The sequence below is a fragment of the Coprococcus eutactus genome (assembly GCF_001404675.1).
Classification (GTDB): Bacteria; Bacillota; Clostridia; order Lachnospirales; family Lachnospiraceae; genus Coprococcus; species Coprococcus aceti.
The window spans coordinates 144,161-164,944 of the sequence record NZ_CYXU01000006.1; the positions used below are offsets into that span (position 1 = coordinate 144,161).

The 20,784-nt window shown below is 35.0% G+C and carries 21 protein-coding genes; 14 read left to right on the forward strand and 7 right to left on the reverse strand.

Annotated elements, in window-relative coordinates; translation table 11 throughout:
- Positions 1 to 45: 45 nt before the first annotated feature.
- On the reverse strand, positions 46 to 1,344 hold the full coding sequence (locus ARA78_RS11765) for a tyrosine-type recombinase/integrase (RefSeq protein ID WP_008396995.1): 1,299 nt from the start codon (positions 1,342 to 1,344) through the stop codon (positions 46 to 48).
- An 83-nt stretch (positions 1,345 to 1,427) separates the two neighbouring features.
- Entirely contained in the window at positions 1,428 to 2,051 is a 624-nt protein-coding gene (locus tag ARA78_RS11770; protein WP_008396996.1) for a helix-turn-helix domain-containing protein, read from the reverse strand.
- A gap of 237 nt (positions 2,052 to 2,288) precedes the next feature.
- Between ARA78_RS11770 and ARA78_RS11775 the strand changes: the two genes are divergently transcribed.
- Both ARA78_RS11775 and ARA78_RS11780 read left to right on the forward strand, forming a co-directional pair.
- Positions 2,289 to 2,522, forward strand: a complete 234-nt coding sequence (locus tag ARA78_RS11775) for a helix-turn-helix domain-containing protein (RefSeq protein ID WP_008396997.1) — start codon at positions 2,289 to 2,291, stop codon at positions 2,520 to 2,522.
- Positions 2,523 to 3,576: 1,054 nt separating this feature from the next.
- Positions 3,577 to 5,142: a MobA/MobL family gene (locus ARA78_RS11780; RefSeq protein ID WP_015559481.1), complete on the forward strand. Its 1,566-nt coding sequence runs from the start codon at positions 3,577 to 3,579 to the stop codon at positions 5,140 to 5,142.
- A 74-nt stretch (positions 5,143 to 5,216) separates the two neighbouring features.
- Here ARA78_RS11780 and ARA78_RS14585 read toward each other — a convergent pair whose 3' ends face one another.
- The 3 genes from ARA78_RS14585 to ARA78_RS11795 are packed head-to-tail and all read right to left on the reverse strand — an operon-like array spanning position 5,217 to position 7,863.
- Positions 5,217 to 5,783 (reverse strand): accessory gene regulator B family protein, encoded by a 567-nt coding sequence (locus tag ARA78_RS14585; RefSeq protein WP_008397001.1) that lies wholly within the window; start codon positions 5,781 to 5,783, stop codon positions 5,217 to 5,219.
- Entirely contained in the window at positions 5,780 to 6,514 is a 735-nt protein-coding gene (locus ARA78_RS11790) for a LytR/AlgR family response regulator transcription factor (RefSeq protein ID WP_015559482.1), read from the reverse strand. The genes ARA78_RS14585 and ARA78_RS11790 overlap by 4 nt, the downstream gene beginning before the upstream one ends.
- A complete protein-coding gene (locus ARA78_RS11795) occupies positions 6,511 to 7,863 on the reverse strand; it encodes an ATP-binding protein (RefSeq protein WP_055280564.1) in 1,353 nt (450 codons plus the stop codon). The genes ARA78_RS11790 and ARA78_RS11795 overlap by 4 nt, the downstream gene beginning before the upstream one ends.
- A gap of 393 nt (positions 7,864 to 8,256) precedes the next feature.
- Between ARA78_RS11795 and ARA78_RS11800 the strand changes: the two genes are divergently transcribed.
- The 11 genes from ARA78_RS11800 to ARA78_RS11845 all read left to right on the forward strand — a co-directional run bounded on the left by ARA78_RS11800 (position 8,257) and on the right by ARA78_RS11845 (position 17,250).
- Positions 8,257 to 8,721 carry a matrixin family metalloprotease gene (locus ARA78_RS11800; RefSeq protein WP_055280565.1) on the forward strand — a complete coding sequence of 155 codons (465 nt, stop codon included), beginning with the start codon at positions 8,257 to 8,259 and terminating at the stop codon, positions 8,719 to 8,721.
- A 15-nt stretch (positions 8,722 to 8,736) separates the two neighbouring features.
- On the forward strand, positions 8,737 to 9,408 hold the full coding sequence (locus ARA78_RS11805) for a hypothetical protein (RefSeq protein WP_008397007.1): 672 nt from the start codon (positions 8,737 to 8,739) through the stop codon (positions 9,406 to 9,408).
- Between the two features lie 510 nt (positions 9,409 to 9,918).
- Positions 9,919 to 11,313, forward strand: a complete 1,395-nt coding sequence (gene ltrA, locus ARA78_RS11810) for a group II intron reverse transcriptase/maturase (protein ID WP_055222806.1) — start codon at positions 9,919 to 9,921, stop codon at positions 11,311 to 11,313.
- 94 nt (positions 11,314 to 11,407) lie between these two features.
- Positions 11,408 to 12,811 carry an IS1182 family transposase gene (locus ARA78_RS11815; RefSeq protein ID WP_055280566.1) on the forward strand — a complete coding sequence of 468 codons (1,404 nt, stop codon included), beginning with the start codon at positions 11,408 to 11,410 and terminating at the stop codon, positions 12,809 to 12,811.
- A gap of 348 nt (positions 12,812 to 13,159) precedes the next feature.
- Positions 13,160 to 13,306 (forward strand): cyclic lactone autoinducer peptide, encoded by a 147-nt coding sequence (locus ARA78_RS14590; protein ID WP_015568874.1) that lies wholly within the window; start codon positions 13,160 to 13,162, stop codon positions 13,304 to 13,306.
- Positions 13,307 to 13,324: 18 nt separating this feature from the next.
- Positions 13,325 to 13,744, forward strand: coding sequence for a hypothetical protein (locus tag ARA78_RS11820; RefSeq protein ID WP_008397010.1), 420 nt, complete (start codon positions 13,325 to 13,327; stop codon positions 13,742 to 13,744).
- 54 nt (positions 13,745 to 13,798) lie between these two features.
- Complete coding sequence (locus ARA78_RS11825; RefSeq protein WP_008397012.1) at positions 13,799 to 14,629, forward strand: ABC transporter permease subunit; 831 nt, start codon at positions 13,799 to 13,801, stop codon at positions 14,627 to 14,629.
- Positions 14,616 to 15,416: a hypothetical protein gene (locus ARA78_RS11830; protein ID WP_008397014.1), complete on the forward strand. Its 801-nt coding sequence runs from the start codon at positions 14,616 to 14,618 to the stop codon at positions 15,414 to 15,416. Before ARA78_RS11825 ends, ARA78_RS11830 begins: the two co-directional genes overlap by 14 nt.
- Before the next feature lie 14 nt (positions 15,417 to 15,430).
- Positions 15,431 to 16,066 carry an ABC transporter ATP-binding protein gene (locus tag ARA78_RS11835; RefSeq protein ID WP_015559483.1) on the forward strand — a complete coding sequence of 212 codons (636 nt, stop codon included), beginning with the start codon at positions 15,431 to 15,433 and terminating at the stop codon, positions 16,064 to 16,066.
- Positions 16,066 to 16,749, forward strand: a complete 684-nt coding sequence (locus ARA78_RS11840) for a hypothetical protein (protein ID WP_008397017.1) — start codon at positions 16,066 to 16,068, stop codon at positions 16,747 to 16,749. The genes ARA78_RS11835 and ARA78_RS11840 overlap by 1 nt, the downstream gene beginning before the upstream one ends.
- Positions 16,750 to 16,887: 138 nt before the next feature.
- Positions 16,888 to 17,250, forward strand: a complete 363-nt coding sequence (locus ARA78_RS11845; protein WP_055222805.1) for a hypothetical protein — start codon at positions 16,888 to 16,890, stop codon at positions 17,248 to 17,250.
- Between the two features lie 180 nt (positions 17,251 to 17,430).
- On the opposite strand, the gene ARA78_RS11850 is transcribed toward ARA78_RS11845, so the two are convergent.
- The gene (locus ARA78_RS11850; protein WP_008397019.1) at positions 17,431 to 17,673 is read right to left on the reverse strand and encodes a DUF6061 family protein; all 243 of its coding nucleotides are present in this window, start codon (positions 17,671 to 17,673) and stop codon (positions 17,431 to 17,433) included.
- 366 nt (positions 17,674 to 18,039) lie between these two features.
- Here ARA78_RS11850 and ARA78_RS11855 point away from each other — a divergent pair, with 366 nt between their 5' ends.
- Complete coding sequence (locus ARA78_RS11855) at positions 18,040 to 19,536, forward strand: hypothetical protein (protein ID WP_156329467.1); 1,497 nt, start codon at positions 18,040 to 18,042, stop codon at positions 19,534 to 19,536.
- Here ARA78_RS11855 and ARA78_RS11860 read toward each other — a convergent pair whose 3' ends face one another.
- Positions 19,537 to 20,655, reverse strand: coding sequence for a glycosyltransferase family 2 protein (locus tag ARA78_RS11860; protein WP_055273781.1), 1,119 nt, complete (start codon positions 20,653 to 20,655; stop codon positions 19,537 to 19,539).
- Positions 20,656 to 20,784 lie beyond the last annotated feature (129 nt).

Sequence of the window (20,784 nt, forward strand, 5' to 3'; positions counted from 1 at the left end):
TGCCCTTATGAGGTATCTACAAGGGAAAGTTTTTCTTATTCGATTTTATTCTCCAACCACCTTATCAAGTAGTCGGGCTGAGTTTCGCTTACCTTCTCGGTTAGCGTGTGCATAGACATTCATAGTGGTACTTACATCCGAGTGTCCAAGTAATTCCTGTACATCCTTTGGTGCTGCTCCATTTGAGAGCAGGTTTGTGGTATAAGTGTGTCGCAGGGTGTGGAAGTGGAAATTATCATCAAGCTCCGACAATCGTTTCCTTGCTGTCCTTAAAGCTGTCTCAACCGTTGCAGGGGCTTCGTATGCTCCGTCCGGTCTGATACATACAAGGTCAATCTCGTTGTAATCAAGCGGAATGTCCTCTGTGCCATCCAAATGATAAAGCTCATAGTAGATACGATTCTTTTCCTTAACTTCCCTGTAGTAGTTCCTCTGATAGAGTTCTCCGTAACTGAATACCTGCTTTCTCTGTTCCTTTTTCGCTTTCTTTAAGATGTCAGCGAGCGTATCACAGAAATCCACGATACGGACTTTCTTTCGCTTTGTCGGACCAATCTCGGTCTTGTGCCTTGCTCCGTTGTAACGGACACTTCTTCGTACTGTCAGATACTGTTCCTCAAAGTTAATGTCACTCCAAGACAGTCCGCATACCTCTCCAAGTCTAAGACCTGTGTAGTACGCTATCTGTACCGGCAGGACAGCAGGCTTGTTTCTTTCTTCCAGATACTCCATAAGCGTTTGATACTGCTCTGGTGTAATCGGGTTGATAACCTCTGCATCCTCATCATTATCAGAAAACAAATCCACATCTTCCTCGGCTTTCCTACGCATTACCACATACTGCATTGGATTGAATGTGATGTACTGCTTTGGAAAGACTGCAAATCGGAAGGACTGTTGCAGGACTGCGTGGAAAGAACGGATATAGTCGATGGTGTAACCCTTTGACTTAAAATTTCCTTCCTCACCGCCAAATGCAAGTAAATCCATAAACTTCTGCAAATGCTCCGAAGTGACTGTCTTTAGTTTTCTGTTTCCGATTGGGTGTTGTTTAATCCTGTTTACTGCCTGTAAATAGTTACCGACTGTACCGTTGCTAAGTGAACCCGTTTTCAAATCTTCCTCTGCCCATACATCTAGCATCTGTCCGAGTGTGAGGTTGTCCGCTTTGGCTAGAAATTTCTTTGCGTCATAATCCTCCATAGCCTTGCGTAACATTTTCTCTGTCTCTGATTTGCTCTCCGTACCTGCAAATTCTTTCTGAACCAAGTTACCACTTGCATCCTCCACATAAAAGCGGTAGTACCATTTCTTGCCTTTCTTCCTTACAGAACCTTTTGCCATAATCGTTTCTCCTTTCGATATCGGCAATCGGAACTGGTGAAATGCTTCTTGCGTGTAAGTATATCATAGCTCCGTCTGCCTATCTATACCGAATCGGGATCTTTTTCTGATAAAAGATTGGCTAGTCGATTTTTCGCTGTCTCAGGATTCTTAGAATACAGTCTTACAATATCGCCCATATCGTTCAATGCGTTGACGGTGTGGGTGATTTCTCTAAGGAACATAATCTCATTGTATTCCTTATTGGATTCAAACCCCATTGTCTGGGCGAGCATTTTGTTATCTGTATTTCCTTTGAAATTCTTACAAGCGAACTGGAACGAATCCACGAACAGCTCGTATTCCCGTAACATCAGTAGTAGCAGGTCTTTGGAAAAATCACTTTCGGACTGTTCCATATCATAAGGGAGCTTATTCAGAATGGAAGTCATCACATCACGAATCTGTAATTCTCTTTTATCCGTAATGTCTGTTTCGTATTCGTCCGTCTCACCTTTCAGCCATTCCACAGATACATGAAGTGCATCTGCCAGACCTTCTAAGGTCATTTTCTTGGTGTTATCAATCGTTCCTGCTTCGTATCTCTGAATGGTTGAGGCTGTCACGCCCATTTTTTCAGCGACATAAGGCTGGTTCAATCCTAACTCCTGTCTACGGCTTTTTGCTCTGCTACCGATTGTCTTTCGCAATTCTTTATCTTTTAACATACTTGCGAACCTCCTTTTTCGGTATGTCATTACTATACCACATAACACGATATATTGCAATACGCAATTCTATAAAAGATGATAGAATTTCGTAAGGCTTGACATAGCGTTATAAAAGATATATACTTTAATCAGAATTGCGTAACGCAAGTTTTAAAAAAGGCTAATCCTTTCTTCAAAAAGGAACATCCTCTGATATACAAGACTTGTAATCCTACGCAGGAATGAGGTGATCGAATGACAGAATTAAAGTTTGCTCTCTCCATTGAAGAAGCTGCCGACTATACAGGTATCGGAAGAAACACTCTTAGAAATCTTGTGGAATGGGAAAAGCTGCCTATCCTTAGAGTGGGAAGAAAAATCTTAATCCGCAGGGAACGATTAGACGAGTTTCTGATTCTCAATGAGGGGAAGGATTTACGAGACAGACACGCAGTAAAAGCGGTCAAGGGAACAATGAAAAATGAATAAGGGACAGTCCTAAGACCATCCCTCTGGTATGTATCTGACTAAAAGCCATGATATACCTACACGCAAATAGATTATATCACGGACAAGTCCTCAGATACAACCAGAACTTTTGGAAAATGAGGACAAGATGGATGTGAATGGGTGCAATCGTCCACCCAGTTATAGCTTGTTGGTAGGACAAGTCCACCCAAGATGCAAAAGGTGTTATGAATAGTCCACCCAAGCCAGAAAATGAAGTGGGTGCAACCATCCACCCAAGTGAAGCCGACTGGTAGGACAAGTCCACCCAACTTACAAAAAGTGCTGTGAGAAGTCATACCAAGTGTAGCTATGAAAAAAGCTGTCCGACCTATGACAAAAAGTGTACGCTACTATGATTTTGAGTGTCCAATCTATGGGGTACATTTTCAAAGAGTTAATAGTAAAAAGCTCTATTAAAATCAAAATGTAATAAAACAATGCACTATTAAAAATGAAATTTAATAGGAACTTTTACTACCACTTCCTTGCCAGACACAGTTTAAAAGTAAGCGAAGTAACACAATGCTATTGTCAGGGCAAAAATGCTAACGAATCGTGCTATTGTTTTTTCGATTTTAATAGCAGACTTCTACTGTTTCTACGGTTTTTGCTAAAAAGTCTGAATAATAGAACAATGCTATTGTTAAGGCAAAAGTGCTAACGGATTCGTCTATTGTTTCGCTGATTTTCATAGCAATCTTCTAGCATTTCTGTTAAGAAAAGGGAGTGCCGGATACGGCACATAAAAAGTGTGCCATTAAAGGCACAAAATTAGGTGCTGAGGGAACAGTTACAGCTAAAAGTGAACTTCATAAGCAAGCCCTCGGCGTTTGAGAGCGAAATACACCCATCGCACAAAACTTCGTTTTGTACTCTGTGTATTTCGCTCTGCGAGGCTTAGCCGCCACAAGGCGGATGTGTTCGCAAGACGAGTGCCTATGCACTCGCTCACAGGGAAAGTTTACTACTCACATCTCATCTATCTTATCTGTCCTCTTTTCCAAAATCAAAACTGGGAAAGGAGGAAATCGCTATGCCAAGAAATTCATTTGTGCAGATGTCAAAGCTCCATAATGTTCGTGGAAGAATCTATTATATCTCCAGTGACAAAAAACAGGAAAATCTCTATGCGGTATATGAAACCACAGACCGAAAATTTTGGACAGAACTTGCCAAGTGCAATCAGGCAGAATTTAAGAAAAGCGGTACAGAGGGAAAATGTATCGAAGCAAGAGAATTTATCATTGCCCTGCCGGAATCCTTTGTGGATTATCCGCCAGACGGACTATTAAAATATATGACGGATAAATTCAAAAGTCGGTATGGTGTTGATTGTATTGCAGCACTCCATCATAACAAACGAAAGACGAATTATCATATCCATCTTATCTTTGCAGAACGAAATTATCTTGACGAACCGATAGAAAAGATTGCCACCAGAAATATGTTCTATGATGAGAAAGGTAATCATGTTCGTACCAAGAAAGAAATCCTAGACGAGAATGGAACTATCCGTAAAAGGTGTAAGGTGATCAAGAAAGGTGAGGTCTACGAAAGACAGATGTTTACCATCAAGGACGCTCGCTTTAAGCAGGAACATTTCTTAGATGAGGTCAAGGTATTTTATACCGATGTCATCAACGGACTTGTCAAAGATGAGAAAGAAAAGCTGTCTGCATTCAAGCGTGGGGATGTCTATCTTGCCACTAAGAAAATCGGTAAGAACAATCCAAAGGCAGATAAGATTACACTCAATAATAAGGTCATACAGGACTGGAATCGTACTGTGGATCACGCTTTGGTATCGGGGATGGAGCGAAAGGAAATCTTAAAGGTAAAGCAGGAACAGATTTCAACTCCGATTAAGGAATCCATTCACAAGTATGGCAATCATCCGGAGCTTTTGTTTATGATTATCTTTCGGGCAATCGAGCTGTTAAAAGAACTCATAAAGTTGCTGATACAGAAACAGGAACAACAGAAAGCCAGAATCTCCGACCTTATGGAGCGAAGAAATGAAAAACAAGAGAAACAACCAGCTCCATCCGTTACACAGACAGACAATCAGACAATTCCTGCTGTGACCCAACCATTCAAAGCACCTGCTACTACTACCGCAGAAAAGACCGTTATTCCGCCAAGACCAAGAATGTCTGAGCTGGCACACGATTATGAGATGCGACTTGAAGAGATTATGGAGAAACTTAAACGACAAAACAGAGCCATTCATACGCAGGAAGTGAAAAAAGACCTTATTGACGAGGATTTGAAGAACTGTACAGGATTATTCCAAGGAAAGAAACGAAAGGAATTGCAGGCACAGTCTAACAAATACGCAGAAACGATTAAGATTATGAAGCAGGGATTATCCCATATCGTGCAGGATTACAAATATCCAACGGTAGATGCGTTCCTGCAAGTCTATAAACAAGGCAAGTCCGAGTATGAATCCTATGTCAAAGCAAACAAGGAATGGAACTCCAAGTATGGAGAAAACTCAATCCATCGAAAGCTGGCAGAAAAACAGGCAGAAGTTCAGAAACGGGAACAGGACAGAGATTTTAACTATCGTTCGCCATCAGACAGAGGAGCTAGATAATCTAATTAAATTCAAAAAAGATAAAGACCATCAAATTCTTTATCTTTTTTGAATATTTATGAAAAGTCATCCTGCTATTTAAAGTGTCTCATTAGATTTTTAATTGTTTCGACTATCATAAGAATGATTACGCAGAAAAAGGAATAAAACAATGTGGTATTCATCTTCGTGTTTCCAATTTTATAAAACAGCAGAAATCCAATGCTAACAATTATCACAGAAATAAGTTTATGTATCCATTTTTGTTTGGTGGTTAAACATATTTTATGGTTACTTATAGGTGCAAATAATATACACATAAGGACAAGTATCAAATATCCTAGTACAGTTGGCTTTAAATAGATTATAGCCCACTTATCAAGACAACCGAGAAAAAAGCTGCCTAAGATACATGTTAACTGCGTTGGAGCATGGGCACCTCCGGTATAATGTCGTAACAATGAAAAGGTAATTACCCAAATTAGGGTATAGCCGAGTGTATGTGATAAAACTCCCCATACGAACAATAACACTATGGTTATAAAAGTATTCAAAAAACATTCTAAGCCATATATGTATATTTCTAATTGATCCGCAGAAACATCCTCCCCGGATAGTTCTGCTAACTTATTAGCAATAGATGTAGCCCACTTCGTAATCATTCAAAATCCCCGCTTGTATCAAATCTTGTTGTATATTTGGCAAAAGCACTTATCACGTCTTTGGAATAAGAACGTGCGATTTGTGTAGTTAGATGATTTGACAATTCAATCGTTCCTGATGTAATACGATAGATATGTGCCATATTTACAATATAAGAACGATGGGTTCGGATAAATTCACTTGGCAAATGGACAATAATCTTATTTAGGGTAGACATTTGTTCATAGCATTTGCCGTCTACGGTCAATATATCCACATAATGTAATCTGCTCGAAAATGTCAATATATCTGCATAGGGAATACTTACAATTTCCTGCTTGTTTCGGTATATGTAGGTATTATTAGATAACTCCTTCGCGATTTCATCCAAACACAGAAAAAGAGTATTTTCCTTGACGGGTTTTAGCAAGTAGTTTAAAGCTCTGACTTCATATCCTCGGAATACATATTCTCTAAAAGCTGTTAAAAATACAATAATACCTTGATAACCAGATTCACGAAGGCGTTTAGCAACCTCAATTCCATTCATTTGCCCCATTTGTATGTCAAGGAAAAATGCTGAAGCCTGTATAGTTGTGCCTTCAGAATTTTTTGAAAAATATTCTTCGCCCGATTCGTATTCGTCAATTTCAATATCCCAATCATATTGCTGCCCGTATTTTCTTATTCCATTTTTCAGCCGTTCTGATTCGATCACAGAATCTTCAAGTATGGTTATTTTCATTTTCATAGTAGTTTGTTATTCTCCTTATCCGGTATCATAATATGTACGGAAAAAATTTTGTTATCAGATGTAATCTGCAATACGCCATCTGCCTTTTCTACAAGCTCTTTTACTCGTCTTATCCCAAGTCCATGTTCTTTTCCTTGTTTAACACTCAAAATGTCTCCATCAATGCTACCTTTTATCACACCATCATAATTATTTTCAATGTGAATCAGTATCATATTCTGGTAAGGTTTAATATAAAAATAAATGTATGGATGCTCGGTTGGATCAGAGATTATAAGTCTTTCTCCTGCTTCAATGGAATTATTCCATATATTTCCAAGTATGGATGAAAGCTCAACAGAATCAAGCGGAAAATTTTCAGGAGCCATAATAGAATATTCTGTCTTAATTCCGTGTTTTTCAGCATAATCAAGTTTTGCGGTAAGTATGCAGTCAATAGCAATATTTCCCGTTGCTATGGCACTTTGCGTAGTTGCAAGAATGTTATGGTATTGCTCTGTATATGCTATAAGTTCATCCCATTTCTTGTCTTTTGCTAATACGTTGATTGCATCCACATAAATCTGCATATCATGTTTCATTTTTCGTAATCGTTCAGTTGTCTCAGATAAGCTATTGAACTCAGTCCTTTCCAGCTCATAAATCTTTTGTTCTTCCAGTAATCGTATGTTTTCTTCTTTTGAATAACCTAGCTGGTATATGTATAGCATCAATACTAAAAATAAAATAATAAAAAACAAGTCAACCAATGATAGCCTAGCTGAAAAGGATGAATCACCAAATTTATCAACAGATTCCAAAGTCAGCCTTAATATGTAGTGCCCGATTGCAAGTCCAGAAATTGCGATGAAAATATATGCAACTTTTTGGAACGGTGAAAGAGATATGTCTTTGTTTCCAATAGAATGAAATAACAAGACAAAAACAGCTATCATTGCCAAATATAACATGGTATATGGCTTCCGTAATGTTCCACCTAATAATAGCTCCAGAGACGCTCCTTTATAAAGAGTAACGGGAATAAAGAACGAAATCTGTTCTGCAACTAAGCAAATGATGGAATACGAAAAGCCCCAAAAGATACGGCGAATTATACTATCACGATAGAACAATACTGCATATCCAATGTCCAAAACACAAGATGACATCAAAGTGATGTAGGATGATATTCCCATTTTATTCAGCGTGCATAACACAGCAAACTGAAATGATACGAAAAGAAACATCAAAACTGCTTGATGTTTATAATTTGCTCGAATACGCAATTTTTTATGGATAAATATTATAAACAATGCCAGTTCTAAGAAATTAACAATATATTCCCATATTGAGTCAATATATAGCATAGCTACCACTTCCTTTAATCATTCTCCGTCATATTTTATCATCAATAAAGTAGGTACACAACATAATATGCTACCGTTTGTGCATAGTGAGCTACCATTCATGCATAGAGGTATTGAAAAGTATAAAGATTTTGTTATATTCAAGGTATACTACTACATCTTAAGTATTCTGAGAATCTATAATATGGAGTGGAGATGATAAGATGTCGTACTTTAGGAATATTAACAGGATATATAATGTGTACTAGTATGTGTTGCGTTTCAATTTTCATAAAGATAACCTTTAAGAATAATTGAAGATAACCGTTGTTACATGATTGAAAAGGAGTGAAGGAGTATGCATTTTAAAAATCTGTTTTAAAAAATCATTTATTGTATAGCATTATAACTTTAATGGCTATAGCAATGCTATTTCCTATTACGGCATTTGCACAAGCTTATGTACAAACATGGGATCTTGTTGATTCTGGCAAACATCTAGACTATGACGGAAACAGCACTTACATGAGTTATATTAACACTGGGGCTGCCACATGGAATGCATATAAATCTGGAGTAATCAGAAAAGACAGTGCTTTTGTTGTAGAAGATGTATACGTAAGCGATGTCAATGCTTCGAATGGATGGGCAGGCATGACATATTCTAGTGGTAAAATTGAACTCAATACCTATTATATGAGCGGTTATAGTAATAGTAAAAAACAGAATGTAGCGACACATGAATTGGGACATGCATTAGGGTTGGATCACAGTACTTCAACAGATGTTATGGATGCAGCAATTACGGGACATACTAGTACGCAGGCATTATCTCAAAATGATAAAGATTCATATGATGCCGCATATAATAATTATTAGGGGAGGGAGAACGCTATGAAAAAATCAAGTATCTATGGTATTTTGTCTATTGTTCTTATCGTAGGAATGTTTTTTACAGGATGTGCATCCAAAAATAATGCAAGTCAACTGAATACAAATGTATCTAACTTGCCAATCCACCAGATGCACGCATCTTTTGTATATGATACTGATAACATTCGCGAAGCTGTTGGTATCTGTGATTACGTATTTGTAGCAAAGGTTGTCAGTTGCGATGGAACCGAGTATCGAAATGTTATAACGACTGAAGATGAAAAAGGAAATCCTAAGGAGGTCGGTTCGCCTTACACTAATTATACTATTCAGGTTCTCGAAAATATAAAAGGTGAACTTATTACAGATAAACCTATTCCTATTGTTAAACAAGGCGGAATTTCAGAAAAACAAGATGCTATTTATCTGTTTGAGAATGATTCACTGCCTTCCGAAAATTCCATTTATATCTTTTTGGCATATGCACAAGAGGATGGTTCGTTACTAATTTCTGGTCCAAATTCAAATGTAATGTGTAACGATTCGAATATGTATTCTATTAATTCTGTCTCAGAGGAAAAATCAGTTACAGAATACGATGAGTTTATTACATATAAAGATGCTAATGATAATGAGATTATTCCAGTTGATCGAGAGCGTTATAAATCTATATATGAGACTGACAATAATTAATCATTATTTCTGAAATATATAGATTAAAGATGGCAGGTAGGTGCTTAACCTATCTGCCATCTTTTCGGTTGTGCGCCTAGCGGCGCACGTTTCTAACGGGTTAAAGTCCCGAATCCGCCCGGTAGTGGGAAGGATATAGCCGAAGGCAAGGGTGTCCATCGTGAGATGGAATCTGAAGGAAGCTGGATGTGAGGAATATACCAACTCACGGGCAAATCTCTGGTCTGACGAACAGAAATCTCATATGAGGTCATGCATGTGGGTAAGACAGCAACCCATGTTAAAGCCCAATAACTACACGGAATAATGCATGATAAATGAGGCAGATGGATGGAGAGGAAGAAACGTGTGGTACCTAGGGAGGTCTGTGCGGTATGCCTTGAAAGAGGTAACCATTGCATAAAGCAATGCTGAACGCATAGAAGTCAGCAGAGGTCATAGTAGCCGAGAGGTGAAGGACCGAATCAGTAGGAGTCTTGAGTATGACCGAGAAAGGAGTAATGACCGTCTATGGCAGAAAACATTGAAAACAATGGCTGTTCGCAAAGAGATAATGCGGAACATGAAGGGTATGTGAAAGCGTCCAGGTCATTCAATCGGATATGGAAAGAAAGAGACAGTGCACAGCCGAGACTTTTGGAAACGATACTGTATAAAGACAACTTTAACAGAGCGTATAAGAGAGTTAAGGCAAACAAGGGAGCGCCGGGAATTGATGGCATGACCATTGAAGAGGCTCTTCCATATCTAAAGGAACATCAACAAGAGATAACTGACCGCATTTATCGTGGAAAGTATACTCCGTCTCCAGTAAGACGAGTTGAGATTCCCAAACCAGATGGTGGTGTGCGAAAGCTTGGCATACCAACAGTGATAGACCGTACACTTCAACAGGCAATAACCCAACAGTTAGTGCCAATCTATGAACCGCTGTTTGCAGATGGTAGCTATGGCTATCGTCCGAACAGAAGTGCAAAAGATGCAATACTTAAGGTTAAGGAGTATGCAGAACAAGGCTATACATTTGCTGTAGTCCTTGACTTGTCAAAGTACTTCGATACTCTTAATCACGAAATTCTCATCAATCTTCTCCGGAAGAATGTAAAAGATGAACGTGTAGTACAGTTGATAAAGCGCTATCTGAAAAGCGGTGTAATGGAAAACGGAGTGGTCATTGACACAGAGGAAGGCTCACCACAAGGTGGAAATCTATCACCATTGCTGGCAAATGTCTACCTCAATGAGTTCGACCAGGAGTTCCTGAAAAGAGGTGTTCCATGCATAAGATATGCAGATGACATCGTGCTTCTTGCAAAGAGCAAGCGAGCATCAGAGAGACTCTTGGAAAGCAGTACAAAATATCTTGAGAAGAGGCTGAAACTTACAGTCAACCGAGAAAAGAGCCGTACTGTCAGCGTGTTTGCAATCCGAAATTTTAAATTCCTTGGCTTTGCATTGGGAAGGAACGGGAAAGGCACTTATGTCCGAGTTCATTCGAAGTCATGGAAGAAGTTTAAGTCCAGATTGAAGGAGTTATCTTCCCGTAAGCGATGTCAGTCAATCAAGCCAAGCCTTGAGAAAATCAAGGTGTATGCAAGGGGATGGCTTAACTACTACGGAATTGCAAGTATGAAGAGCAACATAGATGACATCAACGGATGGCTCTATCACAGAATACGCATGTGTATATGGAAACAGTGGAAGAAACCTAGAACGAAATATAAAAATCTAGTCAAACTTGGAATCCCAGAACACTATGCGTCAACAATAGCAAACAGTCGCAGAAAGTATTGGTATATCAGCAATAACAAAGCTGTGATTTGGGCGCTGAATAAAGAAAGACTGATAAACAGTGGCTTTTATGATTTAGCCACAGCCTATCAGTCTGTGCACGTTAACTATTGAAAGCGCCGTATACCGAACGGTACGTCAGACTGTCTAACGATTAGCATATATGGTATAATAAAATCACAAGATATTGAATTCTGGAGGAATGATTATGGCATATATTGTTGGAATAGACAGAAATCAGATAAGAATGGTTACTACATCATTAGATGCTCTTATAGATGAAGATAATTCGGTACGTGTAATAGATGCATATGTTGAATCCCTAGATTTAACAGAATTAGGTTTTAAAGAATACAGTGGAACTAATAGAGGTCAGGCACCTTATCGCCGTTCAGATTTATTAAAGCTCCATATTTATGGATATCTTAATAAAATTAGATCTAGTCGTTCTTTAGAAATTGAGTGCAAACGAAATCTTGAACTTATGTGGCTTATCAATGCAATCACACCTGATCATGGGACTATAGCTGGATTTGTAAAGAATAATCGTGATGCATTTCATGCAGCACTACGAAATTTAACACTTATTTTAAAAGGCTGGGGATTAATTGATGGTAAGCTTATAGCTATTGACGGAACAAAAATTCGAGCGCAGAACAGTAAACATAACTGTATTACTCAAAGTGGCTTAGATAAAAAGATTGCATATGCAGATGAACAGATAAAAGCATATCTTACGGCAATTGAAAAAGACTCACAGTGCGAGCTGGAGTTTAAGAAAAAACTTGAGAATTATCAGAAACTAAAAAAACAGTATCTTCAGCAAAAACAGGAATTATCAGATGAAGGGCTTGAACAAAAAAGTCTTACGGATCCAGATTCACGAAGGATGAAAAACAATGGTTCTTTAGATATCTGCTATAATGTCCAGTCTGTTGTGGACGGACAGAATCATTTCGTCATAGACATTTCAACTACTAATGATATAAATGATCAAAATCAGCTCTATGTAATGGCGAAAGATGCAACTGATTTGCTGGGTTCAGAGAAATGCACTGTTATTGCTGATACGGGATATTATAATGCATCTGAAATTAAGAATTGTGTAGATGACGAAATGACTGTTCTAATAAAGAAAGCGAAAGCAAATAATAGCACTAAAGATAATGAATTTAGAAAAGAAAAATTCAAGTATGATGCGGAAAAGGATATTTATATTTGCCCAGCTGGACAACAACTGGAATTTTTTGAAAACACCTCTAAAAATGGGATGAAATATAGAAAGTATAAATGTAGTTATTGCAACAACTGTAAATATCGTGATAATTGCACATCTTCACAAAACGGACGTACACTCCAAAGATGGGAGCATGAAGACGTATTAGAAAATGTTCAGGAAGTAACCTACAGCAATAATGAAACTTATAAACAAAGAAGATGCATTGTTGAGCATCCTTTTGGAACAGTAAAAAGGTCTTTAGGTTATAGTTTTTTCCTGCGAAAGAGAAAAGAAAATGTTGACGCTGAAGCGTCTTCTATGTTTATCGCTTATAACTTTAAGCGATTATTAACCATGTTTTCAACACAAGAATTAATAGAGAAATTCAGCTAAATAGTTGCAATATAACTTGAATTATTATGAATATAGTAACTAATAAATTGTACATATGATGATTATATAAAAATAGTAATATTAGGACTGTTAGAACCAAAACCTATTATAGCAGAAAGGGATTTGTTAGACAGTCTGACGTACGGTGCTGTGAGAGGACGGCGGTTAGTCACCGCCTCCTACTCGATTTATACCTATATGTAGAACAGTTCGTGCATGTTGGGCTACCATTCGTGCATAGAGGGATTGAAAAAATTAAATACTCTGTTATATTAAGCACATACCATGGTAAACAAATAAAGTTGTCTGTAATTGTCAGACAATTAAGGAGGGGGGGGGGTGAAAACGATGGACAATAAGCAAGTAAACAAGGCACCCCAGAAAAGTGCCCGTCTCGTACTTCAGGCAGTGACTGCTATTGCTCGAAGTAATGCAAATTCATTGTGCCGTGGTTTGTTGTATGAACCAAAAGTACCAACGCAGTTAAAAAAATAAGATTGGGAGGAATTGACTATGATGTTAAAAAGTTTAAAACAGAAGATTGCAAAAGTAGGTATTGGTTTGTTTTGTGCAGGATGTGTATTTCTTTCTTCAGCAGCATATTCTCAGGCGGCATCTTACACCGCTTATGCACTTAAACTGAATAAGACTAATAACTTTACCTCTATGCATGCAAAAACAACATCCGATGATTACATCACAAATGAGGTAACAGCAATTACCAATACCTCTTACGCAAATTTCTGGGCTGTCAATAACAGCAAGAGTAAAATATCTAATAAGTATAAGCAGGGTGTTGGAACAGGATCTTGTAATTTAATCTTTACCAAGAGCGGTTATAATTCTACTAACACACAGGTCGGTATGGGAATGGAAAATTATCAATCTCAATTATCAACTGCATTTGTAAGTGGAAATGTAGATTTTAGATAACAGAAGGGATGGGCATAAACCTCTTCGTGGGTTTATGCCCTTTTGGTAAAGATTATGAAAAAAATGGTTCTTATAGAAATCAAACATTGTATTGATCGTGCAGAATATAAAGTTGTTTTTATTGCTCTAATGATTTTAAATATTGCTTCGTATATTTTATGTGTAAAAAATGATATAGGAAAAAGTTATCAATTTATTCGTTCAGCAAATGAAAATTTCGTATTACAGGGCACTGAAGCGGCATATATTCCATATATAATGTATCTGTTATTGCCTGTTTATGCAACAATTATTGCATCACTTTCCTTAATAAGAGAAGAAAAAAGCAATAGTTCAATCCTACTTATTCAAAGAATCGGGAAAAAGAAATATTTAGCAGGAAAATTATTTGGCATTCTGATTGTAACCTTTTTGACAATAACAATACCAATGCTCATAAATTTATTATTATGCCACTTGACATATCCAATACATGGATATGACAGTGCTTGGGGAGAACCTGATTACGCTATAGGTTTGGTATCATATAACGCTGACAATTTTCTTGATATGGTGAGATTGCAACATCCAACTTTATATAATCTAATATACATTTTTAATTACGGAATTTTTGGCTCGGGATTAGCTATCTTAGCTTATGCTCTTTCATATTATAACAAAATGAAAGTTCTATATTTCGCAAAGATACCTGGTGCTTTGTTTATATTCTATATTGTTTTTAATTTGATTGTTTCTGTCTTTGGGCTAAATGAATTCTCTATACAAGGTTATATTATGCCTAATGTTCATGGAAATATAATAGGAGAAATTGTTCTGATATTGCTTATTTTTGGATTAAGTATTGGCATTATACAGAGAAAAATAAAAAATTATGAAGTTATATAAGAAAAAAATTTTGAATGTTAATGTTGGAAAATGCTTACTAGTATCACTTATAACATTTGTAATTAGATATTTTTATGCTAATGTGTACTTGGGGTTTCATAATAGTCTGGTTACAATAACAGAAGGAGTACGTTCACAAATATATTTTGGGGGAATACTAATAGATCATTCGTTTGACCTTATATCTTTATCATTTTTTGCGATTTTGTTTATCCTTGAGATTTGTTATCTTACAATGGACTTATTTAATGATGCAAATGATAACATGGTAATTCTACTTCCTCGTTATGGGAAAAAACACATAATTTATAAGGATATATTAATAAAAATGATATTACGTGACTGTATTGTAGTTGTTTCCGATTATTTGTTTTTTCTTTTTGTAGAGCATACCTCTAATGGCTTAGAAGATTTCAAAGTTATTTTTATGCTATTGATAGAGATTTTTCATTTGCAAATGATTAGTTATTTGTTTTCATTTTGGAAAGATTCAATTATAGGATACATCGTTGCATTTATTGTATTTTTTATTCCAGTAATGGTGTGTGGATTTTATTTTTCAATGGGAAATGTTATATGGAAAATTTGGCATTATTCCTTGCTACATATTCCTTTATTTAATTGGCATAACAAGCTTATTATATATTATGTCGAAGAAAATTACGAATGGACTACAAGCAATATAGATTTATTGAATTTTAAGTCAAGCTGTCTCATTTCAGTTATATCATCCGCTGTTTTGGTGTGGATAGGTAAATTTCTTTGCGAAAAAAAACAAATATTGTGAGGTGAATGATATCCATGAATTTATATGTAAAATCTATTTCAAAGTCAATTAAAGGTGAAAAAGTGCTTGATGATATCAGTTATACATTTGAATCTGGTAAAATATATGGAATATATGGTAAAAATGGTTCAGGTAAAACAATGCTACTCAGAGCCATTGCAGGTTTTATAAATACAGACAAAGGATACATAAAATATAATCACAAGGCATTACATAAAGATATGGATGTTTTACCAGATTTAGGAGCTGTTATTGAAAATATTTCTTTTTGGAGTATGTATTCAGGATTTGAAAATTTGAAAATGCTTTCCAATATAAAAGGAATTGTATCAGATGAAGAAATATATGAAATAATGATATACTTTGGTCTTGATCCCAAATCAAAGAAAAAAGTAAATAAATATTCATTAGGAATGCGTCAAAAACTAGCTCTTTGTCAAGCACTGATGGAACATCCAAAAATTTTGCTTTTGGATGAGCCAACTAACGCATTGGATCAGCATAGCATTGATTTATTTCGTGAACGTATATTGGAAGAAAAAAAGAATGATACCATTACTATACTGACAAGCCATAATAAAGAAGATATTGAAATATTAGCGGATGAGAAGATATGCATGGAATTTGGTAAAATTAAGGAGTTGATGTAATGAAGAAATTTGTATTAACTATCTGTGTTGTAATCATTTGTATGGTGACAGCCTTATTCTATGGAAAGACTGGGATAAAAACAACTACAGGGGTTCATGATCCTGATATTGCTTTATCAGAAAATACAGCTATGGAAATTTTCTATACAGGAGGGCAGAAAACTTCTTACTTTAACAATGAAAGTAATTACTCATTGGATGATATGGAAAAAGATTCTTCTTTAATAGCTCGTATAACTGTAACAAATTCTCGTGAAATGAGTTTACGATCAACAAAAACAATGGTAAAAATAGAGGAAATCTATAAGGATAATTCTGCTAATCTTTCAGTAGGTGACTGTATTTACATTATAGAACCTGTATCATTTGTTAGAGGTGAAGAATTTTACACTAACGGATGGCAATATCTGAAGACCGAAGATACTTATTTAATATTTTTAAAAAATCTAGGATGTATTGATGGGTATAAATACACCAAAGAGGAAGAAAATTCATTTATGCCTGTATCGGAAATATATTCAAAGAGAAATCTAACTCATGATGAAAGTTGTGTGGTTTTTGATTCGGCGGAAACTCTCTATTCAAGTATATCTATGTTTGCATTTTTGACCTCAGAAAAAACTATAGTAGATAATTATGAGAAAATATGGAAAAACATTACAAATTCAGGTAAGTATGAATGATTTAATTATTTATGAATGAATCTCTCCTATTCTATTTCCTGTGAGAAGCGTATCAATGTTAGAAATTCATGGAGATACTGAATTAAGCAATATGGAATCATTCAATCTTAAAGAAACTAAAAATGGAGATAATAGAAATTGAATAAAAAGAAATTGGCAAAGAGTGTTGTAGGCATTGCTTTAATTGTAAGTGTAGCTATACTTATCGTTGTATGTGTTGGAAAAATAAAGCACATTCAGAATAAAAAAAATATTATTGGTACATGGAAGAATGCAAATGCAGAGGAAGTGTTTACCTTTCAAGAAAATGGAGGACTTGTTGTAAACAAAGATATGCCCGAATTGGGTATTACCTGTGGCAATGTATTATATAGCATATCTTCCTCAAATATGATTTTTGTGGAACAGAGAGATAATAGCGTGAATTTTGAGATAGAAGTAGATCAAAACGAATTAACAATCTTCTTTATGGGTCATAAATATTGGGAATTAACAAAATAGCAATTGCATATAAAGCGATACTCATGATATCCATAACCATAAAATATAGAGCCGATGAATCACTCGTTATTTCGATTGTGAGTTATCGGCTCTATTTCATTATTTATGGAAGGGCTAAAGAAATATCGTATTTTATAGAAATACTTTTGACAGATTTCTTCTCATTTTTATGTTCTTTTATCAAGTGCTATACCATTCCATATTCATCGCATTCACCCAATCTTGCATTTCTGAATCAAGATACAAACGGGCATATTCTAGTGGATTGTCAATCGCCAGTGCATCCAACATTCGTTGAGAGTTAGGAGTAGTAATCAATCCATCTTCTGCCTTGCCACAGTCAATCCGAAGTATGTAGCCATTGTAATAATTGATGTCTATGATGTTGTGATATTTATTATATTCTGCATGAACGATATTCATATTGCAAAGTCCTTTCTCTTATCTGTTTCAGTTGTAGAAGCATCTTGACCAGTTCCAGCCGATTATGTGATTTATATAATGTTATTAGCTGTTACCGGATTTTGCTTCCCTTGTTTTTGCCCTTATGAGGTGTCGTAACACAAGGGAAAAGGATATAACATAAGGGAAAGTCTAAGGGAAAGCTCACTTGCCAAAACTGTAGTAAAATCAAGGCATTGCGGATTTTATCGTAACACTTTATAATACCAGTTAGGTGTTAAAGAATTGTAGGTATCAAAATTATAATTTGTATATAAAAATATACCGTTTGAACATTTTATGTGTATTTTATCCATTATATATATTTTTGAATATCTTGATTATAATTTGCAGAATATATTTAGAATAAAAAGTGAAGAACTCAATTTTCTATGTAAAAAAAGTATTTTAAGTGTTAACGATACAGGTATATATTTTTTTCACCATGATATTATTAGAAAGTTCTTTATAGAAAGATTTTCATCTTATTTATTAGAGAGTTTAAAATTTGTAAGGGAAAAAGGAATTGAAAATACAATAGTAAAATATCGTACCCCGTATTTATTGTATAAAATTGCTATAAAAAAAGACAAAAATACAATTGTTGAGATTGGAGCTAAGGTAGCATCATCTATATTCCCCGAAAGGTTAGCAAGTATATTTTATAATACATTACTAGATGCATTTGTAGAATTATTAGAGAATAATAACTATGAAGGTATTTATATAAAATATATACATAATATATGTTCATTTATAAGGCAATATGACGGGTCAAATAAGGCATGGTTGCGTTCAAAAGAAATATTTGACATTATACAAACATACTATCCTGATGCTATATCAACTGATATCTCATTTTATCGTCCTTTTATTCATTTTTGTTGTGATATTGCGGTCCAAACACATCTTAATGAAAGTGCACGGATATTTATAAAAGATGTATTAGAAATATGTAAAAATACATATACAGATATCATTGAAAATAGGGATGAATTATATGTTTTACAGGCAATTATGTATAATAGATGGTATATATCATATAATGCGGAGAGCTATAAAAATGAAATTGCATTAAAAAGAAGTTTGCTTATGGAAAAATCCAGACAGTATGGAAATCAAATTATTAATGTGGAAAAGCATAATTTAATAGAATATCTTAATGATTCTGATGAGGGATACAATTATTATGGGTATTATAAAGATAAAGAAAAATTATTTTTAATTTGGAATAAATGTATGAAAGATATGCCACACCGCGTACCAGAAAAAACATTAAATTATTATAGAAAATCAGTTCAATATGGACTAATTGAACAAAATTATACATTTGTTACCCAAAATATTTCCAATGCTTTTAAATATTTGGAGGAGGGAGAATATTCCCACGAACCAATTATTTTCAAAACTTTTTTTATGATGGCTGAAGTTATGGCAAATATTCAACATACCCCAGAAAAAAGTTATTATTATAATACCAAAATAATAGGGGATGTTTTGAAAATGCAACAACTGTTAAATAATCATATACTGGGAGATATATTGGTACTGAAAGGCGTAAATGCATATTATGGAAAAAATTTAGACGATGTGTATTTTTCTTTTAAGGAAGCATACAAAAACTTTTCTGAGGGCAAAACAACTAGATATTGGATAAAGAAAAATTTACTAGAAGAAAATATCCAATATACTTTTACTGTTCTTGGAATATATAAAACTGGATACGATTTATCGTTTCTTCCTGTTGAATGTCGCCAGCCTTTAGCTTTGTTTGAAAATGAACAGTTTAAGGCTAGTGGCATTCAACGAACTAGTGATTTACATTTGAATTTGCCTTTGATATAGTTAACATCTTTGTTCTGCTATTAAATAAAGCGGCATAAAATTTCCATGGCGATCAACGACTATATCATATTTGATATTTCTCATTTGAAACCATAATTTATTGTTAAACAATGATACAAAGGTATCAACAAAATAAATAATAGGTGAAACTAAGTCAATAAACTCAAACGATGCCTCATTATACAAAACTATTTCTTTAGCATCCCTTTGGGAATTTGGTCTCTCAATAATATCAAGATAGTCTATGACAAGGGCTTCTTTTATCATTTGATGAAAGAAGTCCTTGTCATATAATGTAGAAAAATCTAACATTACAAACTGATGAACCTCTAAAGGATATTCTTTTAAGAAATAGCATGCACTTTTTTTATACCATTCAATATTATCATAGGTAATCTTCGAATAATCTTTCATACCATACATACCTTTTGCATCTAATCTATAATAACTGAAAGCAGATTTTGAGTTGTTAGGATCTGTTCCTCCCTTATGATAAGCTAAAGCTTTAGCGGATACCCAAGTTTCAAAACCATTATTCTTTAAGCGAAAACAATAATCACAATCTGTGTACGAATATGGAATATCTTCATCCATCCCCCCTACTTTTTCAAAAATGGATTTTGATGTCATCATAATAGCACTACAAACAGCTTGAACACATCTATCGGTCATAGATAATGGGTGATTATATAATAAACCCATCATAGTATGTGCGGAGTTATATTTTGAATACATAATTCCAAAATCAATAATACGATTATTAAGCGGGTTAATCAATTTTGCACCAACAGCTCCTATTTTATCCGAATTTGCAAATGTTTTGTGTAACGCTTCATACCAACCATCCCATACGAAAATGTCTGAATCCACAAATGTAATAATTTCACTGTCACACTGTTTAACAGCTAAATTAAGTGCTTTAGGATACTGTAAATTTTGAGGATATTTTAAATATTTACATCTAGAATTTGGAATATCTATATCTAACTCAGATTTATTGATATTATTACCAATAATTAGAATTTCCACCTCATTAGGTGTGGTTTTTAAGATACGGTCAAGGCAATATAAAAGCATATCTTTGTTTTTGTGGTATGTGATAATAATCGATTCCTTCATTTGCAAACTCCTTTACTATATAATATTGTATGATTGTAGTAGATAATTACCTATTATCCGTATAAATACCACCGCTGCCGAGATTGATTAAAGGTGCAAAATAAAAACAAAGCATATCCCCCGAAGGAT

Bases quoted from the DNA above. Each gene is read 5' to 3' on its own strand.
- ARA78_RS11765 (WP_008396995.1), bottom strand. From the start codon at position 1,344: ATGGCAAAAGGTTCTGTAAGGAAGAAAGGCAAGAAATGGTACTACCGC.
- ARA78_RS11770 (WP_008396996.1), bottom strand. From the start codon at position 2,051: ATGTTAAAAGATAAAGAATTGCGAAAGACAATCGGTAGCAGAGCAAAA.
- ARA78_RS11775 (WP_008396997.1), top strand. From the start codon at position 2,289: ATGACAGAATTAAAGTTTGCTCTCTCCATTGAAGAAGCTGCCGACTAT.
- ARA78_RS11780 (WP_015559481.1), top strand. From the start codon at position 3,577: ATGCCAAGAAATTCATTTGTGCAGATGTCAAAGCTCCATAATGTTCGT.
- ARA78_RS14585 (WP_008397001.1), bottom strand. From the start codon at position 5,783: ATGATTACGAAGTGGGCTACATCTATTGCTAATAAGTTAGCAGAACTA.
- ARA78_RS11790 (WP_015559482.1), bottom strand. From the start codon at position 6,514: ATGAAAATGAAAATAACCATACTTGAAGATTCTGTGATCGAATCAGAA.
- ARA78_RS11795 (WP_055280564.1), bottom strand. From the start codon at position 7,863: ATGCTATATATTGACTCAATATGGGAATATATTGTTAATTTCTTAGAA.
- ARA78_RS11800 (WP_055280565.1), top strand. From the start codon at position 8,257: ATGGCTATAGCAATGCTATTTCCTATTACGGCATTTGCACAAGCTTAT.
- ARA78_RS11805 (WP_008397007.1), top strand. From the start codon at position 8,737: ATGAAAAAATCAAGTATCTATGGTATTTTGTCTATTGTTCTTATCGTA.
- ltrA (WP_055222806.1), top strand. From the start codon at position 9,919: ATGGCAGAAAACATTGAAAACAATGGCTGTTCGCAAAGAGATAATGCG.
- ARA78_RS11815 (WP_055280566.1), top strand. From the start codon at position 11,408: ATGGCATATATTGTTGGAATAGACAGAAATCAGATAAGAATGGTTACT.
- ARA78_RS14590 (WP_015568874.1), top strand. From the start codon at position 13,160: ATGGACAATAAGCAAGTAAACAAGGCACCCCAGAAAAGTGCCCGTCTC.
- ARA78_RS11820 (WP_008397010.1), top strand. From the start codon at position 13,325: ATGATGTTAAAAAGTTTAAAACAGAAGATTGCAAAAGTAGGTATTGGT.
- ARA78_RS11825 (WP_008397012.1), top strand. From the start codon at position 13,799: ATGAAAAAAATGGTTCTTATAGAAATCAAACATTGTATTGATCGTGCA.
- ARA78_RS11830 (WP_008397014.1), top strand. From the start codon at position 14,616: ATGAAGTTATATAAGAAAAAAATTTTGAATGTTAATGTTGGAAAATGC.
- ARA78_RS11835 (WP_015559483.1), top strand. From the start codon at position 15,431: ATGAATTTATATGTAAAATCTATTTCAAAGTCAATTAAAGGTGAAAAA.
- ARA78_RS11840 (WP_008397017.1), top strand. From the start codon at position 16,066: ATGAAGAAATTTGTATTAACTATCTGTGTTGTAATCATTTGTATGGTG.
- ARA78_RS11850 (WP_008397019.1), bottom strand. From the start codon at position 17,673: ATGAATATCGTTCATGCAGAATATAATAAATATCACAACATCATAGAC.
- ARA78_RS11860 (WP_055273781.1), bottom strand. From the start codon at position 20,655: ATGAAGGAATCGATTATTATCACATACCACAAAAACAAAGATATGCTT.